At 36.0% G+C, this 19,720-nt stretch carries 19 protein-coding genes; 10 read left to right on the top strand and 9 right to left on the bottom strand.

Annotation, left to right across the window (positions count from 1 at the left end; genetic code table 11):
* Positions 1-370: 370 nt before the first annotated feature.
* The 3 genes from C8N28_RS00790 to C8N28_RS00780 form a co-directional block, all read right to left on the bottom strand.
* Positions 371-2,245, bottom strand: a complete 1,875-nt coding sequence (locus C8N28_RS00790) for a 7TM diverse intracellular signaling domain-containing protein (protein WP_246012680.1) — start codon at positions 2,243-2,245, stop codon at positions 371-373.
* A complete protein-coding gene (locus C8N28_RS00785; protein ID WP_132220579.1) occupies positions 2,232-2,966 on the bottom strand; it encodes a tyrosine-protein phosphatase in 735 nt (244 codons plus the stop codon). The genes C8N28_RS00790 and C8N28_RS00785 overlap by 14 nt, the downstream gene beginning before the upstream one ends.
* An 84-nt stretch (positions 2,967-3,050) precedes the next feature.
* Positions 3,051-4,046 carry a hypothetical protein gene (locus C8N28_RS00780; RefSeq protein ID WP_132220577.1) on the bottom strand — a complete coding sequence of 332 codons (996 nt, stop codon included), beginning with the start codon at positions 4,044-4,046 and terminating at the stop codon, positions 3,051-3,053.
* A gap of 136 nt (positions 4,047-4,182) precedes the next feature.
* Between C8N28_RS00780 and C8N28_RS00775 the strand changes: the two genes are divergently transcribed.
* Genes C8N28_RS00775 through C8N28_RS00735 form a run of 9 tightly spaced genes read left to right on the top strand, consistent with a single transcriptional unit; the run spans position 4,183 to position 13,562 of the window.
* Complete coding sequence (locus C8N28_RS00775) at positions 4,183-5,856, top strand: M1 family metallopeptidase (protein WP_132220575.1); 1,674 nt, start codon at positions 4,183-4,185, stop codon at positions 5,854-5,856.
* A 26-nt stretch (positions 5,857-5,882) separates the two neighbouring features.
* Positions 5,883-6,251, top strand: coding sequence for a transmembrane 220 family protein (locus C8N28_RS00770; RefSeq protein WP_132220573.1), 369 nt, complete (start codon positions 5,883-5,885; stop codon positions 6,249-6,251).
* Positions 6,252-6,277: 26 nt separating this feature from the next.
* The gene (locus C8N28_RS00765; protein WP_132220571.1) at positions 6,278-6,988 is read left to right on the top strand and encodes an EboA domain-containing protein; all 711 of its coding nucleotides are present in this window, start codon (positions 6,278-6,280) and stop codon (positions 6,986-6,988) included.
* A 12-nt stretch (positions 6,989-7,000) separates the two neighbouring features.
* A complete protein-coding gene (locus C8N28_RS00760) occupies positions 7,001-7,987 on the top strand; it encodes a TatD family hydrolase (RefSeq protein ID WP_132220569.1) in 987 nt (328 codons plus the stop codon).
* Positions 7,988-8,037: 50 nt separating this feature from the next.
* Positions 8,038-8,898, top strand: coding sequence for a UbiA-like protein EboC (gene eboC, locus C8N28_RS00755; protein ID WP_132220567.1), 861 nt, complete (start codon positions 8,038-8,040; stop codon positions 8,896-8,898).
* Positions 8,899-8,915: 17 nt separating this feature from the next.
* Positions 8,916-10,094, top strand: coding sequence for a 3-dehydroquinate synthase (locus C8N28_RS00750; RefSeq protein WP_132220565.1), 1,179 nt, complete (start codon positions 8,916-8,918; stop codon positions 10,092-10,094).
* The gene (eboE, locus tag C8N28_RS00745) at positions 10,088-11,305 is read left to right on the top strand and encodes a metabolite traffic protein EboE (RefSeq protein WP_132220563.1); all 1,218 of its coding nucleotides are present in this window, start codon (positions 10,088-10,090) and stop codon (positions 11,303-11,305) included. The genes C8N28_RS00750 and eboE overlap by 7 nt, the downstream gene beginning before the upstream one ends.
* Positions 11,306-11,362: 57 nt before the next feature.
* Positions 11,363-12,715 carry an alkaline phosphatase family protein gene (locus C8N28_RS00740; protein ID WP_132220561.1) on the top strand — a complete coding sequence of 451 codons (1,353 nt, stop codon included), beginning with the start codon at positions 11,363-11,365 and terminating at the stop codon, positions 12,713-12,715.
* Between the two features lie 22 nt (positions 12,716-12,737).
* Positions 12,738-13,562, top strand: a complete 825-nt coding sequence (locus C8N28_RS00735) for a universal stress protein (protein WP_132220559.1) — start codon at positions 12,738-12,740, stop codon at positions 13,560-13,562.
* A gap of 16 nt (positions 13,563-13,578) precedes the next feature.
* On the opposite strand, the gene C8N28_RS00730 is transcribed toward C8N28_RS00735, so the two are convergent.
* Entirely contained in the window at positions 13,579-14,226 is a 648-nt protein-coding gene (locus C8N28_RS00730) for a carbohydrate-binding family 9-like protein (protein WP_132220557.1), read from the bottom strand.
* Positions 14,223-15,356, bottom strand: a complete 1,134-nt coding sequence (locus C8N28_RS00725) for a phosphotransferase enzyme family protein (protein ID WP_246012678.1) — start codon at positions 15,354-15,356, stop codon at positions 14,223-14,225. Before C8N28_RS00725 ends, C8N28_RS00730 begins: the two co-directional genes overlap by 4 nt.
* A gap of 195 nt (positions 15,357-15,551) precedes the next feature.
* On the opposite strand from C8N28_RS00725, the gene C8N28_RS00720 reads away from it, so the two are divergent.
* Positions 15,552-16,901: a Gfo/Idh/MocA family protein gene (locus C8N28_RS00720; RefSeq protein WP_132220555.1), complete on the top strand. Its 1,350-nt coding sequence runs from the start codon at positions 15,552-15,554 to the stop codon at positions 16,899-16,901.
* 7 nt (positions 16,902-16,908) lie between these two features.
* On the opposite strand, the gene C8N28_RS00715 is transcribed toward C8N28_RS00720, so the two are convergent.
* The 4 genes from C8N28_RS00715 to C8N28_RS00700 all read right to left on the bottom strand — a co-directional run bounded on the left by C8N28_RS00715 (position 16,909) and on the right by C8N28_RS00700 (position 19,624).
* Positions 16,909-17,940 carry a LacI family DNA-binding transcriptional regulator gene (locus C8N28_RS00715; RefSeq protein ID WP_132220553.1) on the bottom strand — a complete coding sequence of 344 codons (1,032 nt, stop codon included), beginning with the start codon at positions 17,938-17,940 and terminating at the stop codon, positions 16,909-16,911.
* An 82-nt stretch (positions 17,941-18,022) separates the two neighbouring features.
* Complete coding sequence (locus tag C8N28_RS00710) at positions 18,023-18,640, bottom strand: HAD family hydrolase (protein ID WP_132220551.1); 618 nt, start codon at positions 18,638-18,640, stop codon at positions 18,023-18,025.
* Complete coding sequence (locus C8N28_RS00705) at positions 18,634-18,945, bottom strand: hypothetical protein (RefSeq protein ID WP_132220549.1); 312 nt, start codon at positions 18,943-18,945, stop codon at positions 18,634-18,636. The genes C8N28_RS00710 and C8N28_RS00705 overlap by 7 nt, the downstream gene beginning before the upstream one ends.
* Positions 18,926-19,624, bottom strand: coding sequence for an ABC transporter ATP-binding protein (locus C8N28_RS00700; RefSeq protein WP_185140111.1), 699 nt, complete (start codon positions 19,622-19,624; stop codon positions 18,926-18,928). Before C8N28_RS00700 ends, C8N28_RS00705 begins: the two co-directional genes overlap by 20 nt.
* Positions 19,625-19,720: the final 96 nt, after the last annotated feature.

The following is a 19,720-nucleotide window of genomic DNA, read 5'->3' as shown; positions in this document are numbered from 1 at the left end:
ACATGAATACATGTATAGGTGCATATTGTTTTAATTGTTAAGCCAAAGTTATTTCAATTTTATTTCCTTAACAAGGATTTAGCAATATAAATTTTATGTAAAGTACTGTATATTAGTTTGTTACATAGAAAATGATACGGTTCAGCAACATGAATAATTCGGACATTATTAACTGATTATTAAGACGTTAAATAAAGAATAGGGAAAAAGGGATTGGGATTTTAATACGCTTCATTCACGGTTTCGTTTTATTTATTTCAGAAGAGTTTTTGTAGCCAAAAACAAGTTTCTGAAATAAATAAAAACTCATTGGGGCAAAGAGATATTGAATGTTACTATAGTATGAAGGGGTTTTACTAATAAGAAACGCTTAAATATCGTTTTCAAGAACCAACTGACTCCATCCGTGCTTATCAGTCGATTTCAAAACCTTCCTCTCTACCATCACTTTCTTGATTCGGTTAGAAAAGGACCAGCAAGTGCTTTGACGAATGGCTACAATCTCTGATAACTTATGGGAAGATATCTTGCCTTTGGTGCTATACACCAGGAAAATCATATAAAAAGCCTTATTGATCGGAATACGCATATTATGAAATATGGTATAAGAAGTTACTGATTCATCATAACCGCATTTAGTACATCTTCTGCTAAAGGGTGTATTCCCATTGAAATAATGCTCATTAGCACATTTGCGACAATGATAACCGTCTTTCCATTTAAGTTCGGCTAAGAATTCATAGCAATTATCTGCATTGGGGTAAGCTGCACTAAATTCTTCAAAATCAACTTCTGCCGACAAGGCCCGATCTCGTGAGATCTTTTTCACATTAGTAATTAATTCCTGCTTGTCGTGTTTCAGTTCTTGATTATCGATTTGAAGAAGTTCATTCATGCGGGAGATCTCTTCAGACTGCTCTTGTAAGAGTATGTTTGCCTCTTCTAACTCCTGATTACGTTTTCTAACTTCGCTCTTGAGTTCTCTATTCAATATATCTTTTAGAGCTACGTTTTCGGTCATTTGTTTAAGAACCTGCTTTTGCATTTTTTCTTGCTCTCTCTTTAATATTCGAAGGTTATCACCAATTGCTAATGAAAAGAAGATCATTTCAAGTATGAAACAGAAACTTAAGCTATAATAACTAATAACCCCGAAATTAAGGCTTGAGATTCCGAGCATAATAAACAGCTTGAAAATGAAGCCAATAAAAACAAACCCATAGCCAATTACAAAGAAACGTGCTGCACGGTAGCCGCTAAAATAAATATAAAGACCTGCAAAGAAAGCGACACTGAGTGGAACAAACTCAATGAATTTATAATTAAAGAGGCTTCTATCAAAGAATAAACTATAAAGGAAGAAAGCTGCCCGAATAACGAGTGTGTAGAGAATAAGTTTATCGAGCCAGGGTGCACGATCTTTGAAATTAAACAGCGCCCGGGTAAATAAAAGCACAAAACTGCTGGCTGAAATTAGTGTTAATGCAAAAGCTAATTGATTCCATTGTGGTGAATTTGGCCAGAGATAATGATAGGCAATACCATCAGAGCTCATTTCATATAAACTAACACTTAGTAAATACAATACATAAAAAAGATACTGCTTTTGTCGTACAGCAATAAACAGAATGAGATTGTATAAACTAAAAACGAGGATCATTCCATAGAATATACCGAATGAGAAATACTCGCTTAAAGCATAAGAAACAAAGAACTTTACGGATCTTAAAACAATGATGATATCTGCGATCTGAGAGGATTTTACTTTAAAGTAATAAATTCCATCGCTTGCATCGTGTTGAAATTCAAGGGGGATCTCAAAGTTTTTGTGTTTGAAGAAACGTTCAGAAAAGGGCTTATGATCTCCCAAATTAATGACACGATAGCTCCCGTCTTTTAAAGGAATATAGGCAGTTATTTCGTCAATTGTTTGATCAAAGAACTCAAGAACAAAGTTGTTCTGTAGATCGTTCGGTCTTTGGATACGAATTTTAAACCAGTAGGTTGTATTAAGCTCTAAGGTTTGAGGAGTACTGCTTTCGCTGGGTTGAAACTTTGAACGAAGAGCATCGCTTTTAATTGCATCAAATGAGTATTCTTCATCTGGATCCATCAATACACCGATTTCCTTATAAGAGAAAATATGCTGGTCAATAGAATCCACTATCTTCACAGGCTCTTGCGTTTTAGCTGCAAGCGGAAGAAGGAATAAAATGTAAAGAGCTATGGATTTAACGTAATTCAAGGTTCTTATAATTCAGGCTTTCTAATTGTCTGGCTATTTTTGATGAAACTGTAAAATGCTGCAAATGCTCTAAATGACGATCGTGGTGTATATCGCTACCGATAAAATCAATTAACCCAGCATCTAATAAACGATAAGCAATTTCCTGCTCTCTTTTACCATAATAGCCAGTGAACGAAAGTGCATTGCATTGGAACATACAATTTCGATCTCGAAAGAGACTTAAACGTGTCAGATTTCTATCAACATAATGGTAACGTTCCGGATGTGCTAATAATGGCTGATAACCATGAGTCTGCAATTGAAAAAGGATCTCTTCCAGATTTGGTGGCAGATCCAAAAACATGGTTTCAACTAAGATAATTTTATTTCCAAAGGTTAATAAATCCCCTGCCTTAAGTAATGGAAGGAAGTTCTCATCCAACATGTATTCTGCGGCATAAGATACAGGGATGGTATAACCTTTTTTATCAAGCTCAGTTTGCAATAACTGTTTGGCAGCCTCAATTGTTTCTGGCGTATTAGGGTGGATATCACTTATGATATGCGGTGTAGCAATCAGTTTTTTATAACCCATTGCTATTAATCCGTCTATTAAACGCAAGGAAGTTTCCACATCAGCTGCGCCATCATCAATCCCGGGAAGAATATGCGAATGCATATCAACCTGAAGGATCTCTCCTATACGGAAACTTTCTTTTTTATTGAATATCGAAAACATCTGTTAACTGCTAATATTGCAATAAATTGTTATTGCAATTTGTCAACAAATGTATAGCTTTAGTATGGGATTAATAAAATTTTATTAAAATCTGAATTCAGGAACTTCGGAATCCCAGTCGCTATCGAGCTCAATATCAAACGTTCTGTTAGGATGATGGCTGAATATTATCCCTGTTAACTTTGTACGTTTATTGACCTGAAGGATTACGTCGTTAATTTCACGGATAGCAACTTCTTTATTTAGCGTATCAAACGCTTTTATAGTAACATTTGTAATTTCCGCTTCGCTCCCCAGTTTACTCTTTAAGACGAAATACATATTAAAAGAATAATCTGTACGTCCTCGATCTTCGGGCTTAATTAAAATAGTTTTAAACGTGTTGTATGGAGTTAAATCTTCTCCTTCCTTAGTACTGAGATGATAGCCACGTTCAGAAACTGGCATGAAATATTTTGCTGTGTTATGAACTGTAACCTCAAGACGATGAGCATCATTAGGTATTTCTTCTATAAGATCGATTTCTAAGCGACCAACAAAGCGCTTTAATTGAATACTTTCCGTTTGAGGATCAATGCCCATGGTGTAAGAATTAAAAAAGAAAAAGGCATCAATTGGATCTGGTAAAATTCTCAAACTGGTTAGATCTGTATTTACTCCTCTTTTTAATTCAATATCATCTTCATTATCTAAATCTAACATGGCGCCGGTAACAAACACACTATATGGCATTCCGTCTGGTGGAAGATAGTTTTCGTATTTTCCAAATTCAGGATCACCATCATATTGACGAAGACTATCAACAAGATTTCCTTTATGATAAACCTTAAACTCCAATGTATTAATATACTCACTTAAATTGGTGCCTGAAGAAGAAAGAGCAACAGGAAGAAGAGATGCACTCAAATTAGCTGCCTGAATTCTGTCGGCAAAGGGCAATAGACTTTGTGAAAACCCATCCACCGTTAAAGATAGAAGTTGTTTTTCTTCATTGCCTGGTTCATGAGGTGTTAAAGGATCTTTGGAGCATGCGCTAATCAACAGCAAGAAAATAAAGGAAGGAATAAGATTTCTAATCATGGCTTTTACTTTTAATACAAAACAAATATTAAGAATATAGCCACGATTCAAATAACTGTTAATCAGCTTCTAATGATATTAGTAAATAAGCAGACCTGCCTTTTTATTAACCGAATTAAATTGCGATTTTTGAAGAATGAAATTAGCTTACCGTGTAGTATTAGTGTTTATAGGAGTTCTATCACTTCACTTGATACCTTTTAAAGCAAATGCACAATTACTAACAGACACTAATACTTTTACACGGGCCGATTCATTAAGAGGCAGCCTTAGCCCCTATCGTACGGCTTATGATATTCTTTATTACCACTTAGATGTAAAGGTGGATATAGAAAATAAGTTTATCAGTGGCTCCAACTTATTCAGGTTTAAAGCAACAGCGGATTTTAATCGTTTACAGTTTGATCTTTTTAGTAACCTGACAGTTGAAAAGGTAATATACAAAGGAGCAAAATTAAAATTTGAACGTGAATTTAATGCGGTATTTGTTGATTTTCCAAAGGGAATTAAAAAGGGTGCGATTGATTCCTTCCGCGTTTTCTATTCAGGAAATCCTATTATAGCAAAACGTGCTCCTTGGGATGGCGGTTTTGTTTTTTCAAAAGATTCTTTGGGTAATCCCTGGATAGCTACTGCAAATCAAGGATTAGGAGCCAGTAGCTGGTGGCCCAACAAGGACCATCAATCGGATGAGCCCGACAGTGTACTTATTAGTGTTCAGGTTCCAAATGGTTTAATGGATATATCAAATGGCCGACTTCGCAATACGGTTAAACTTGAAAATGGTTATACGCGCTATGATTGGTTTGTAAGTCAACCTATTAACAATTACAGTATATCCATGAACATTGGCAACTATACCTTGATTAAGGACAGTTTGCAAGGAGAAAAAGGTTTGCTGGATATTAGTTATTGGGTATTAAAAGAGAATAAAGAAAAGGCAGAGAAGCATTTCCCTAAAAATGTAAAATCAATGCTGAAAGCCTTTGAATATTGGTTTGGCCCTTATCCTTTTTATGAAGATGGCTATAAATTAATAGATGCGCCTTATGTTGGCATGGAGCATCAAAGCGCTGTTACTTATGGAAATAAATATGAAAACGGTTATTTAGGAAGAGATGCTTCTGGAACAGGATGGGGTTTGAAATGGGATTTCATTATTATTCATGAAAGCGGCCACGAGTGGTTTGGAAATAGCATAACAGCTAAAGACCTGGGGGATATGTGGATACACGAGGCTTTCACGAATTATTCGGAATCTCTTTATATAGAATATCTTTATGGCAAAGAGGCTGGACAAGAATACATACATGGTGATCGGAAAGGTATTTTAAACGACAAGCCATTGCAAGGCCCTTTTGGTGTAAATAAAGAAGGATCAGGCGATATGTATTTGAAAGGAGGCGTGTTTTTGAACATGCTTCGAACCATCATTAATGATGACGTTAAATGGCGTGCAATATTGCGAGGTTTAAACGCAGAATTTTACCATAAAACAGTGGATTATAATGATATTGAGAGTTATATCTCAAAACAATCAGGCATCGATCTTAGTAAAATATTTTCTCAATATATTCAACATACTAACATACCAACATTAGAGCTCAAATGGGAAAATGGAAAGCTTTACGGGCGATGGATTGCAGATGTAGCAAATTTTAATATGCCAATAAAGATTGGTTTTTTGGATAAAGAATATAATTTCTTTAAGTTGTCCACGCATTTTGAAGAAATCGACCTGGAGGGTGTAAATCCCGATAATATTCAGGTAGATACTTACAATTATTATATTGGTTTGCTATTCGATTAAATCTATAAATTTGTATATTTGTTTTTATGATACTAACAATTTTAAACGTTGTGTTTTTTCTAAGTTTCCTTGTATTTGGATACTTAAATTTAAATGATAAAGATTCTTGGCTTTGGGTGCCAATTTATGTGATCGCAGCTATATTATGTGGTCTGGTTCCATTCGGAATGGTATATCCAACGATATACCTGGTTATCATGGCTCTTTACCTGGTCTATGCTGTCATTCTTTTTGTTGCAAAAGACGGAGTTTGGGACTGGATGACTAAATATAAAAGTCAGAGTCTCGTACAAAGTATGCAAGCTACAAAACCTTATATTGAGCAAACCAGAGAGTTCTTCGGACTCTTAATTGCCACGGGCGCAATCGCTATCAATTACTTTGCTGCCATGTAATTTTGTGCTGTATAATTTCAACAACCATGTTTAACTATAATTTCAATATTTTAAATAACCTATTTCATTCTATTATTCAATCCAGTGTAGATCCTGAAACTCTTATATGGCTTCAGGAAAAAGCTGATTTAGCAAATGGAAATGAACCTTTCAGTAAATTTATCATTGCATTCTCTATTGTTTCCCGTAAGGTTCCAAAAGAGGAAGTGAAGCTAAGTGATAAAGACGCAGACACAATAAATGGAGTAATACCTCATTTTTCCATTTCTAAATGGAGTCTTAAGAAAGTATGTCGCGTTTGGCTGATTATGCAAATTGATTCAAGCGATGAGGCTTCTTATATCAGTAAGATCGAAGAATTATTTCGAGATGCCGATATGAACGAGCTGGCAACTCTGTATGCAGCATTACCTATACTTGCGTATCCGGAGCATTGGGAAAAACAGTGTGCGGTTGGTATTCGAAGCAATATAGGTTATGTATTAGACGCGGTTATTATGGACAATCCATATCCGGCCGAGTATTTAAATGAGGAGGCCTGGAATCAACTCATTCTGAAAGCTATCTTTACAGATAAAGATATATCAAGAATCATCGGCCTGGAAAAAAGAGTAAATGAAAACCTGGTAAAAGCATTGCGTGATTATGCTGATGAACGCAAAGCTGCAGGACGAACAATAAATCCTGAATTATGGGAAATTGTGGATTTATTTGAACAGAAAAAAATTAAAAACTAAATAAAGAAGACCATGTGTTCTAGTCATTCAATAGATAGGGATAAAAAGAGTTTTGGCGATAATATGCCGTTGAACTTAGACGATATTCAGGGTATGCATTTTTTTGACCCGCATATTCATATGACTTCGCGTACTACAGACGACTATCAAGCGATGGTTGATGCTGGTATTGTTGCAATTATTGAGCCTGCCTTTTGGCTTGGCCAACCTCGTAGCGGCCTGTCTAGTTACAGAGATTATTACAACAGTTTAATTGGTTGGGAACGCTTTCGTTCTTCTCAGTTTGGGATTAAACATTATTGTACAATTGGATTAAACTCTCGTGAAGCCAATAACATAGAATTGGCAGAACAGGTGATGGAGCTTCTTCCTGCTTTTATCTATAAAGAAGGCGTTGTTGGTATTGGTGAAATTGGTTTTGATGATCAAACACCTGCTGAAGATAAATACTATCGTGCACAATTAGAATTGGCAAAAACAGCCTCTTTACCTGTACAGGTTCATACTCCACACCGTGATAAAAAACAAGGAACTTCAAGAAGTATGGATATAGCCATAGAACATGGATTAGATCCTTACAGCGTAATTATTGATCATAACAACGAAGAGACGGTTAAAGAGGTATTAGACCGTGGTTTCTGGGCTGCATTTACTATTTATCCATTTACCAAAATGGGGAATGAACGCATGGTAGAAGTTGTGAAACAATATGGTTCAGAACGCATCATGATTAACTCTGCAGCTGATTGGGGTATAAGTGATCCTTTGGCAGTGCCAAAAACTGCTGCTCTTATGAAGGCTATGGGAATTGACCAAAAGGATATTGAATTGGTATCTTATCGCAATGCAATTACAGCCTTTGCCCAAAGTGGACAAATTGATGAAAATGATTTTGTGGCATCAACACAAATTGATCAAAGTCAGAAATTTGAAGGAAATACCATTTTGAGAGGTGGACAGCAGCCGAGAGTAGATAAATCTTCTATTATTATTAAATAAGAAAATTTAAGCTTAGCGATTTGAAACGACTGCGTGTTTATCTACTGTTAATGCGTCCAGCTAATATTGTCACTTCGGTCGCAGATGTATTAGCAGGAATAGCAATCTCAGGAATCTTTTTACAAGAAAGCCTTACTAGTGCAACAATAGGAAATATAGTACTATTATGCCTGGCAACCATTGGTTTATATGGCGGAGGGATTGTATTTAATGATGTTTTTGACTATGAACTTGATCGGGTTGAACGGCCTGAACGAGTAATACCGAGTGGCCAATTATCATTAAAAGGAGCAAGTACTCTAGGCTCTTCCCTATTAGCTTTTGGAATTATCATGGCTTTATTGGTAAACATAACAGCCGCCTGGTTTGCAATATTTATCTCTATTTCTGCTCTCGTTTATAATAAATGGGGAAAACATCATTCTTTATTAGGACCTCCTAATATGGGACTATGCAGAGGTTTGAATTTGCTATTAGGAGTAAGTATTTTGCCAGCAGCTTTGAATGGAATTTGGTATGTTGCTGTGGTTCCAATTCTTTATATTTCTGCCATTACAATGATTAGTCGTGGCGAAGTTCATGGAAGCAGCAAAAAGCCATTATATGGTGCCGTTGCATTATATAGCTTGGTAATATTGATGATTCTGGCTTTTGCATGGAACAGAGATATGATACTTTTTGTTATTCCGTTTCTGGTTACTTTTGCCTTTATGATTTTCAAGCCATTGATTAAAGCTATTAAAACACCAACCGGACCCGCGATAGGAAGATCTGTGAAAGCAGGTGTGATGGCTTTGATCTTAATGAATTCAGCCTGGGCCGCTTCAACAGGGGCTTGGAGCTTGGCGATATTAATTGTATTTTTATTACCTCTATCTCTTTGGTTGTCTCGAAGATTCGCAGTGACCTAAGATTTGAAATTTATATCATGAACTATATACAACAGCGTTTTAAAGTTAGTTTCGAATACAAAGTATTCTTTACAGAAGGACTTTTCAGTTCTAGGAACCCGATTTTTAATGAGGTATTAAAGGAAGACCATCAAGAAAATTATTCTAAGAAAATATTATTTGTAATTGATGATAAGATCATCCAGCATTTCCCGGATCTTGATAAACAAATCGATGATTATTTTGCTGGAAATGAATATGTACAATTAATCAAAGAAAAGATTATTGTTGCCGGCGGAGAGATCTCTAAAAATGATGGTCAATATTTAGAAAAAGTAATTGATGCTGTAAATCGTAATCGCATTGACCGCCATTCTTATATCGTAGGAATTGGTGGTGGATCTGTGCTTGACTTAACAGGCTATGCTGCAGCAATTTCTCACCGTGGAATTAAAGTTATTCGTATCCCAACAACTGTCTTATCACAAAATGATTCGGGTGTAGGAGTAAAAAATGGTGTGAACTATAAAGGAAAGAAGAACTTTTTGGGAACCTTTGCTCCTCCTTTTGCTGTATTTAATGACTATGAGTTTTTAACAACATTGGATGATCGTGATTGGAGATCAGGCATTTCGGAAGCAGTTAAGGTAGCTCTTATAAAAGACGAAGGTTTCTACCAATGGCTTGAAGACCATGCTGAAGATTTAGTGAACCGCGATAAATCAAGTATGGAGTATTTGATAAAAAGATGTGCCGAACTTCATGTAGAGCACATTGGCGGTGGCGATCCTTTTGAGTTCGGCTCTTCCAGACCCCTGGATTTTGGTCACTGGAGTGCTCACAAATTAGAGCAGCTAAGTAACTTCGATGTTTTACACGGTGAAGCTGTGTCTATGGGTATTGCCCTTGACAGTCTATATTCTGCCTTAGCGGGTCTGTTGCCACAAGAAGATGCGGATAAAATTGTTAGGCTTCTATTAAAAATGGGATTACCGGTTACACATGAATTAATGCACCTGGACCGGATAGATCATCCTATCTTCTTAGGATTGCAAGAATTTAGAGAACACTTAGGTGGACAGTTAACCATTATGTTGTTAAAAGAGATTGGAGTAGGTTATGAAGTACATGCGCTTGATTTAGAATTAATGATGCAAGCAGCACAAAAGCTACAGAACTTTAATCAATCAGATTTAAAACTTTCTGCACAATGCTAACAAGTGAAGGCCATTTAACTTATTGTACAAACATTCATGCAGGTAATGATTGGCCAGATCATTTTGCAAGCTTAAAAGAGAACTTTCCATTAATAAAGAATGACATTTCTCCAAATGCTTCAATGGCAATCGGATTACGCTTATCTAATGAAGCCAGCGTTGCATTAGCTGACTCGCAAAAATTTGAAGAATTTAAGCGTTGGTTGGCGCAAGAGGATGCCTATGTTTTTACAATGAATGGATTTCCTTATGGAGAATTTCATAATACAGTTGTCAAAGACCAGGTACATACGCCTGATTGGACCACACCTGAACGCTTATCGTATACTTTAAGATTAGCAGATATTTTATTAAAACTCCTTCCGGAAGGAATGGATGGAGGAATATCTACTTCTCCTCTTAGCTATCGCTATTGGTTTGATACCGAAGAGGCAAAAGAGAAGGCTACAATATCAGCTACCCAAAATATTATTGCAGTAGTTGAACATATGTATAAACAAAAGCTGGAAACAGCTAAGGTTTTACATTTGGATATTGAACCGGAACCTGATGGTATGTTAGAAACCGGGCCTGAGTTTTTAAACTGGTATAATGATTACCTTCTACCTTTGGGTAAAAAATATTTTTCTGAAACGCTGAATTTGTCTGATGAAGAGTCAGAAGCAATACTCAAAGAACATGTACGACTTTGTTATGATGTTTGTCATTTCGCTTTAGGTTATGAAAATCACTCTGAAGTTGTACAGCAGTTAAAAGAGAATGGAATCAAAATAGGTAAATTTCAAATTAGCGCTGCCTTAAAAGCAAGTCTTCCGGAAGATCAAAAAGATCGGGCTTCTATAAAGGCTGCCTTTGCAGAGTTTAATGAAGCAACTTATTTGCATCAGGTAATTGCACAGAAAAATGATGAAAGCTTATTGCGCTACCGTGATTTACCTCCTGCTTTAGCTGATACAAATGATACAGATGTAAAAGAATGGCGCGCTCATTTTCATGTGCCTATCTTTGAAAGCAATTTTGGCTTATTGCAATCAACTCAATCTGATATACTTGAAGTTTTAAAATTACAAGAAGAACTACAGTTATGTCAGCATTTTGAGGTAGAAACCTATACCTGGGGAGTACTATCGCCTGAATTGAAATTAGCACTACCCTCTTCTATCAGTCGTGAACTCTTATGGGTTCAACCGCTTTTAGATAAAGCCTTTTGAATTGAATAACAGGCAATTGTATGTGAATGTGTGAATAAAGAATTTAAATAGAAAGAAATGCAAAAAACCGTTGTACTGAATATTGTTGGATTATCATCATCTTTAATTAGTGAACATACTCCGTTTTTGACCTCTTATATCAAAAGACGAAAGTTACAAACTATTGAACCTATGCTTCCTGCAGTAACCACCGCAGTACAATCAACCTATTTAACCGGAAAATGGCCATCAGAGCATGGGATTGTAGCAAACGGCTGGTATGATCGTGTAGATAGTGAAGTAAAATTCTGGAAGCAGTCGAATAAATTAGTACAAGCAGAAAGCATTTGGGATAAAGCAAAACGTGAAGACCCAAGCTTTACAGTTTCGCAAATGTTTTGGTGGTATAATATGTACACCACAGCTGATTATACAGCTACCCCTCGCCCGAATTACCTGGCAGATGGTAGAAAAATTCCCGACTGTTATACACGTCCCGGAGAATTGCGTGATGAATTACAAGAAAAACTAGGTCAGTTTCCATTATTTCAATTTTGGGGTGCAGGAGCAAATATTAAATCATCGCAGTGGATTGCTGATGCATCTAAACTAACTGATGATAAATACGATCCTACTCTTACATTAATTTATCTTCCTCATTTAGATTACTGCCAACAACGTGTTGGTCCGGGTCTTAGTGAAATAGCAAGCGAATTAAACGAAATTGATGCAGTAATTAAAGATTTGGTTGAGTTCTATGAGAAGAAGAATGCGAAGATCATTTTATTGTCTGAATATGGTATTGCACCTGTAAGTAGACCGGTTCATCTTAATCGACTTTTCCGTAAGGCAGGCCTTTTGCAAATCCGTGTAGAAAGAGGACTTGAAATTTTAGATGCGGGAGAATCAAAAGCATTTGTTGTTGCTGACCACCAGGTAGCTCATGTGTATATTAATGATAAATCGGTTACAGAGAAGGTTAAACAGCTTTTAGAAGGCGTGCCGGGGATTGAATTAATATTAGACCGGGAAGAGCAAAAGAAATATCACATTGATCATGAACGGTCAGGAGAACTTGTTTTAATGGCTGATAAAGATAGTTGGTTTACCTACTATTTCTGGCTTGATGATGCTGTTGCACCTGATTATGCGCGTTGCGTTGATATTCATAAGAAACCAGGGTATGATCCAATGGAAGTTTTCATGACATCAAAACTAAGGGCTGCTTATAAACTTCTTAGAAAGAAATTAGGTTTCAGATATGTACTGGATATTGTACCTTTAGATGCAAAGCAAATTAAAGGTTCTCATGGATGTATTAATACCCCGACTGAGTACCATCCGGTTCTGATAACAGAAAACGGGCATGGAGATAAGCCAGTTTCTGCTATCGAAATTCATGATATCATTTGGGAGCATTTGCACAGTTAGAACATTTTGCATATAATTATATATGGAAGCAATATTAGTACCCACCGATTTTTCAGACAATTCTAAGCCAGGGCTTCGTTTTGCGATTCGTTTAGCAGCCAGAAATAAAGCACCGCTTGTATTTGTACATATTTTTCAACCGAAGCGTCCTTACTTAGGAGATGCAGATGCTTTAAGAAAAGAACATACCGATAAGGCTCAATCGAAGCTAGAGGCATTTATAAGAAAAGTATATAATTCGCTTAAAGTTGAACCGGGTCAGTATTCCTGTGAAGTATTAGAAGGATTCAAGGCAGATATTAGCTTACTTGACTATTGCCAAAATCATCCAGATATTAAACTAATCATCATCAGTACACGTGGAGGAAGTTTTGTAAATAAGATTTTAGGTACAAATACTGGTAATCTAATCACAAAATCTCCTATCCCTGTTATTGCTATACCAAAAGATTACCGAAATAAACCACTTCATAATGTATTGTATGCCACCGATCTTGAAAATCTGGATCAGGAGTTTCAACGCGTATTAGACTTTGCAAAGCCTAGAGGTTTATCGATAGAGCTTCTTCATTTCTCTTCGCCTTTAACTCAAGACCTGGAAAAAGCTCTGAAAAAAGAAGAACTTGAAAGTAAAGCCGGATATCCATTAAACATTCGTATCGTGAAGAATGATATTACTCATCCGATGAGTAAAAATCTTCAACAACAGATTGAGAAGATCAAACCATCATTGGTTATTCTTTTTACCAATCAGAAACGAAGCTTTTATGAGCGGTTATTCTTATCCAGCATGTCGGAAGGTCTTTCCTTTAAAAGTCAGACTCCATTATTAGTATTTAAGAAATAATTTAGAGCGCCCTTAGCTATTTATCATCGAATTTTATCTTTCCAAAGAATTCTGGTAAATGAAAATTGGGCTCAGGAGATGAAATAGGCAACCAGGATAGATAATGCGGCTGAGGAAGTAAATCGCCGCATTTATAAAAATTGGCTTTACAGCTTAAGCCCTTTAAGGACTGGAACGTTTCAAATTTAAAAACTTCCAGAGGGATATACAGGGTTAGACACCAATTTACGCCTTCTTTATCAATCGGGCTCTTAATTGTAGAAAAGCTTTTTATCTTTTCTACAATATCATCTGGTAAACGTTTTTTTAAACTTCGATCACTAGAGCTATAACCAACTAATGCAATACCCAAAGCATTGAACTCCAGGTTATAGTAAGAAGAATTTTGAAACGATATAAAAAACTCTACACAGCTATCTTCCCAGACAGGTCCATTTGTTTGAAAGGTATTTATTCGAATGTATCTCTCATTGACTTCAAATTTTAAAACAATAGCTTGATCACTATAAGCTATTTTAAAAGTCACCTCAGGTTTATATGGATAATCTTTCCATGAAATCTGACCAATATGATTAGCAGGACACCTTTCAAACAGCATATTTATTTCCTTTTCATCAGCCTTTATATCCTTATAATAAGGAATTACTAAAACATTTCCTCTCATTGAATATGTATTAAATGCTTGTTAGCCATCGTATGAATAATACTATTCAACTCTTCACGATGAGTTTCTACTTCAAAAGCTAATTTTAATTGAGCACGTGTACGTTGAAGATTATGTTCCTTATGATGAACCTTATAATAAATATCTCCATCTAAATAATCTGTTAAGAACCGAACAGCTTGCATGTAAGGGAATAACAATACACCTTCTATTAAAGATTCTATTTCGTGAGGGCTTAGAAAATGACGTGCGTTCTCAAAGTATCCATCTGTATAAGCTGAGAATAATGGAATATTTAGTGTGATCTTAGTCAGATCGGCTTCATCTTCAGCTGCATGGTTTATAATAGTTCGGATGGCATCTCCAAAATCGTAAGCCACATAGCCTGGCATTACAGTATCTAAATCAATCACACACAATGCCTTATCACCTTTATCTAATAAAACATTATTAAATTTCGTATCATTATGTGTGATTCTTAGGGGAATTTCTCCTCGTTCTGCCATTTGCAATATGCTGCGCATTTGATCTTCACGTTGTATAATATATTCAATTTCGTTCTGCACTTCATCTCTCCTAAGCGCTGCATTCCGTTGCATAGCCTGATGAAAGTTCTTAAGTCGAAAATCGATATTACAAAAGTCGGGAATTGTATATTTTAAGCTATTACTATTTAAATCCGTTAACTGTTCTTGAAACCTGCCAAAAGCTCTGCCTCCTTCCCTGGCCTGCTGCTCTGTTTCTAACACATCATAGCTTTGAGTAGGATCAATCAGGACATACACTCTCCAATAATCTGAGTTTTCATCTATATAATAAAGTTTCTTGTCTTTAGCAGGCACCACAGTCAGCACTTTCTTATATACATCACCAGCTCCTTCTTTTATTAACTTAGCTCTTATATGTTCTGTTACAATCAGAATGTTTTGCATTAAAGCTTCAACATCTTTAAAAACATAATGATTGATCCTTTGTAATAAATAGTCAGGTTCATTAAGACTATCTGTAAGGATTTGAAAAGTATCATTAATATGGCCCGATCCAACTCGTTTTGCGGTAACTGGATTTCCTTTTATAAAGAATTTCTCTGCTATTTTCAGAACTAAAGAACTATCCATTTGTTGGCTCATATCTACACGTTATAATCATCTTAAAATAATTAAGATGGAATATTTTACGCAATATCATAAATTGAAACCTATTTTCATATCCTGAAACAAACGCAATCGATTGTTTACTTTTTTGAAAATTGGACAATCGATTGCGTACTTATTAATAATTTGTTTTTAATAGGTTTGTTATAAATGACTCGTTAATAAAAACCAATGGACAGAAGAAATTTTTTAAAAACAAGTTCAATTGCTGCAGCCAGTACTACTGTGCTTGATAGTAATAAATTATTCGCAAAAGAGAAAAGCGTAATTCGTTTAGGATTTATTGGTATGGGTATGCGTGGAAGAAATCATGTAGCGATTGCTTTAGAGCGTAGTGATGTAGATGTGGTTGCAATTTGTGATACACAAGAAGACTCATTGGCTCGCTGCCGTAAACAATTTAAAGATTCAAATAAAAATGCACCTAAAGAATATACTGGAAATGTAGACGCTTATAAAAAGATGCTGGACGCTGAAAAATTGGATGCAGTAATTATAGCTACTCCTTGGCAGTTTCATCATCAACAAGCGATAGATTCTATGAAAGCCGGTGTATATGTTGGTTGCGAGGTAATTGCGGGCTTGACTTTAGAAGAGCATTGGGACCTGGTAAAAACCTCAGAAAGTACAGGCATTCCTTACATGTGTTTAGAAAATGTTGCTTACCGCAGAGATGTGATGGCAGTATTGAATATGGTTCGTCAAGGTTTGTTAGGTGAACTTGTACATTTAGAAGGAGGTTATCAACACGATTTACGTGAGGTTTTATTTAATAATGGAAAACAACCTTACGGGGGCGGTTTTGAATTCGGTGAAAAGGGCTATAGCGAAGCACAGTGGAGGACACAGTTTAACATTGACTATGATGGAGACCTGTATCCTACACACGGTTTAGGCCCAGTAATGCATTATGCAGATATCAATCATGGAAACAGAATAACCAACATTGTATCTTTTTCAAGCAAAGCCATTGGTTTATCTCATTACCTTAATTCAAATGCACCAGGGCACCCCAACACAAAAATAAATTTCAAAGGTGGGGATGTCACAACTTCCTTAATGTCTTGTGCTAATGGAGAGGTTTTGGAAATTAAACACGATGTGCATTTGCCTCGTCCATACTCAATTGGGCTACGTGTGCAAGGAACGAATGGTATCTGGATGGATGTAAATAATGGCATGTATATAGAAGGTCAATCAGCTAAAAGCCATCAATGGGATAAGGCTGATGAATGGATTAAAAAATACGACCATCCGCTTTGGAAAAAATACGAAGATAAGGCTACCGGTGCTGGTCATGGTGGGATGGACTGGTTTGTTGATAATGCCTTTTTTGAATCAGTAAAACAAGGTGTTCAAACCCCGATAGACGTTTATGATTCAGTAACCATGAGCGCATTATTTCCCCTGTCTATTCAATCAATTAAGGAAGGTAATAAAACTTTAGAGTTTCCTGACTTTACCGGAGGAAAATGGAAAACACAGAAACCGAAATTTGCTCTGGACGATAGCGGTTTTTAGAGAAATTTTAGAGGCTTGTCTGTTTAGAGCTATCTAAATGGATAAGCCTTGAAGGGTAAATAATGTGATTGCCTTTATTTGTTTCGTCTTCTTTAATAAGATCGAAAAGAATTTCAGCAGCTTTCTCAGCTTGCTTACCAGGAAATTGTTCAATAGAAGCCATGGGCTTATTTTCAATATGATTCCAGATTGGAAAATTAGCAAAGCTGATAAAGAAAATGTCCTGATTAATGACCAGGCCTTTTTCCCGAACCAATTTCATGGCATCAAGCGTAACGTAGTCACTAAAGCAGATTACTGCAGAAGGCCGGTCTACTAAAGATAAAAGTTCTTCTACAGCTTCTTGGTTACCCTTTTCCGAAAGGTTAGTGTGGAATATATAATCTCTATTTACATTAATATCATTTGATTTTAAGCCTTTAATAAATCCCTCTTCCCGTTGTTTACTAGCTAGCAGGCTTTCTGGTCCGTTGATCAATGCTATCCGATTGTGACCGCAGCTTACAAAAGTATTAATTGCCTCTATCATACCTGTTTCCAAATCAGAAACAATACGGTATACATCTTCCCTATCAGGAACACAATCAAAGAATACAACAGGGATATTCATCTTTTGAAAGGTTTCAATAAAATCAAAGTTGTTGGTGTTCTTACTTAGCGATACAATAATTCCATCTACCCGATGTTTTTTAAAAGACTCCAGTATTTTTAATTCCCGAGCCTCATCATCCAGAGATTGTCCAAGAATTACTGTGTAATTATGAGCAGTGGCCATATCTTCTATAGCACTGATTGCTGTAGAAAAGAAGGCTTCGGAAAGATTAGGTAAAACAACACCAATTGTAAAGGTTTTTTGCTGCTTAAAAAAGATAGCCCGATTATCGGGTTCATAATTTAGTTCAGCAGCCAGTTTTTTAACTCGCATTGTAGTAACCAACCCAATACTGGGATGATCTTTTAATGCTCGGGAAACTGTAGAAGTAGATAGTTTCAGCCTTTTGGCTATTTGCTTTAAAGTTGGTATTTGCCCCTGTTTCATTCTTTACTATTCGCTTATAATCTGCTACAAGATAATAAATATTTAATGAAGGCATGGGTTTGCTTGGCTAACAAGCCTTATTTCATTCCAGAAAATTAGAAACATTCAGATAGCTTATACCTCTCTGCTCTCCTTCCCTGCGATCACTTTCGACTCTTCCGATCAAAACCACTTCACTTGCTTTTAAGCCATTCTCGTTGATAATATAATCCAATGGATCAATATCTGGGAGCAGTTTTAGTTCATCATAAAAATACACTTTTAGCTTACGATCAAGACCTTGCCAATCCAAATGCTTTAATTTATTCAATTGAATTAACGGATTGCCTTTTGTGAAAATATAAACAGATTTTTGATCTGAAAAAAGTGATTTTAATAGCTCTAAAACAGAAGGATATAGCAAAAGCTTAAGAGGCAATTGCGCACTGCTATGAAGTCTGTTGAAATTCTCTTCATACTTTGTATCAATTCCAAAGACTGCCGAAGCTTTTTTAAAAACACCTTCAGAACCATGCTGCAAATAAGATTTCTTTAGAAATTCTGTGAGCTCTGCTGCTGGTGGAAAGCTCTCCGTATATTCAAGGAAATTAGCAAAGAGGTAATAAACCTGTAAGATATAATCTTGCTGCGGGTATAAAACATCATCTAATTCAAAAATAAAAACATTTTTGTTCGTATCGATGTCTGAATAACTTAACATATTACTTCAATATCATATTCTTCAAACAGAAACTTTTCAGGGAGTACAAGCTCAATTTCAGACTCAGATAGAAGCAATAAAGTGTTTGCATTCTTATCAAGGCAAGCTTTTAAAAGTTCATGAATGAAAGTCTGTGCATAAACCGGAGGAAGCTGAATAAACTTACCTGAGTTTAATAAAGGTTTTGGAACCGGTACAGAATCAGCAAAGAACACATGATCTATTGAATAGTCTTTGGCGCGCTTTTGCGCACTGGCACTCGTACCCTGGGTTATAATAATTGTATTACTCAACGGCTGTTCCATTTGAAATATGCTCTGTTAGCTGTTCTCCATTTACAATCTTTCCATCTTTCATATGAATGCTGCGATCAGATATCAATGCAAGATCTTCATTATGGGTAACAATGATAAAAGTTTGATTGAGCTTATCTCTCAATTCTATAAATAACTGATTAAGTGCCTGTGCATTATCTGAATCCAGGTTACCTGATGGTTCATCAGCTAAAATAATCGATGGATTGTTAATTAGCGCACGTGCTACAGCAACGCGCTGTTGTTCGCCACCTGAGAGTTCTGAAGGTTTATGATGCAAGCGATGGCTCAAACCGAGCATTTCTAAAGTCTCTTCTGCTTTTATTTCACTTTCCTTTTTCCCCTTTTTAGCTATGAAAGCAGGCATACATACATTTTCTAATGCACTAAACTCTGGAAGTAAATGATGGAACTGAAAAATAAAACCGATGTTCTTGTTTCGAAACTCGCTTAATTTCTTTGGCGATAAGTTATTGATCTCAACACCGTTAATTACAACAGTGCCTTGATCAGGCAAAGCCAGAGAACCAATAATATGAAGCAGCGTACTTTTCCCTGCTCCGGAAGCACCAACAATACTTACTATTTCTCCTCGATTTACTTCCAGATCCACACCTTTTAGGATTGGGAGTTTCCCGTATGATTTATAAATATTCCTTGCACTTAACATAATGCGAAGATAATACTAATTTCTTTTTTAGCGCAGATTCCCACAAAATAAGCATGTACAACGTTGATAAAATGGATTAAAAGAATTACTTTTACG

Origin of the sequence: Albibacterium bauzanense, assembly GCF_004339765.1 — a bacterium.
GTDB lineage: Bacteria > Bacteroidota > Bacteroidia > Sphingobacteriales > Sphingobacteriaceae > Albibacterium > Albibacterium bauzanense.
This window is presented reverse-complemented; position numbering and strand designations above follow the sequence as displayed.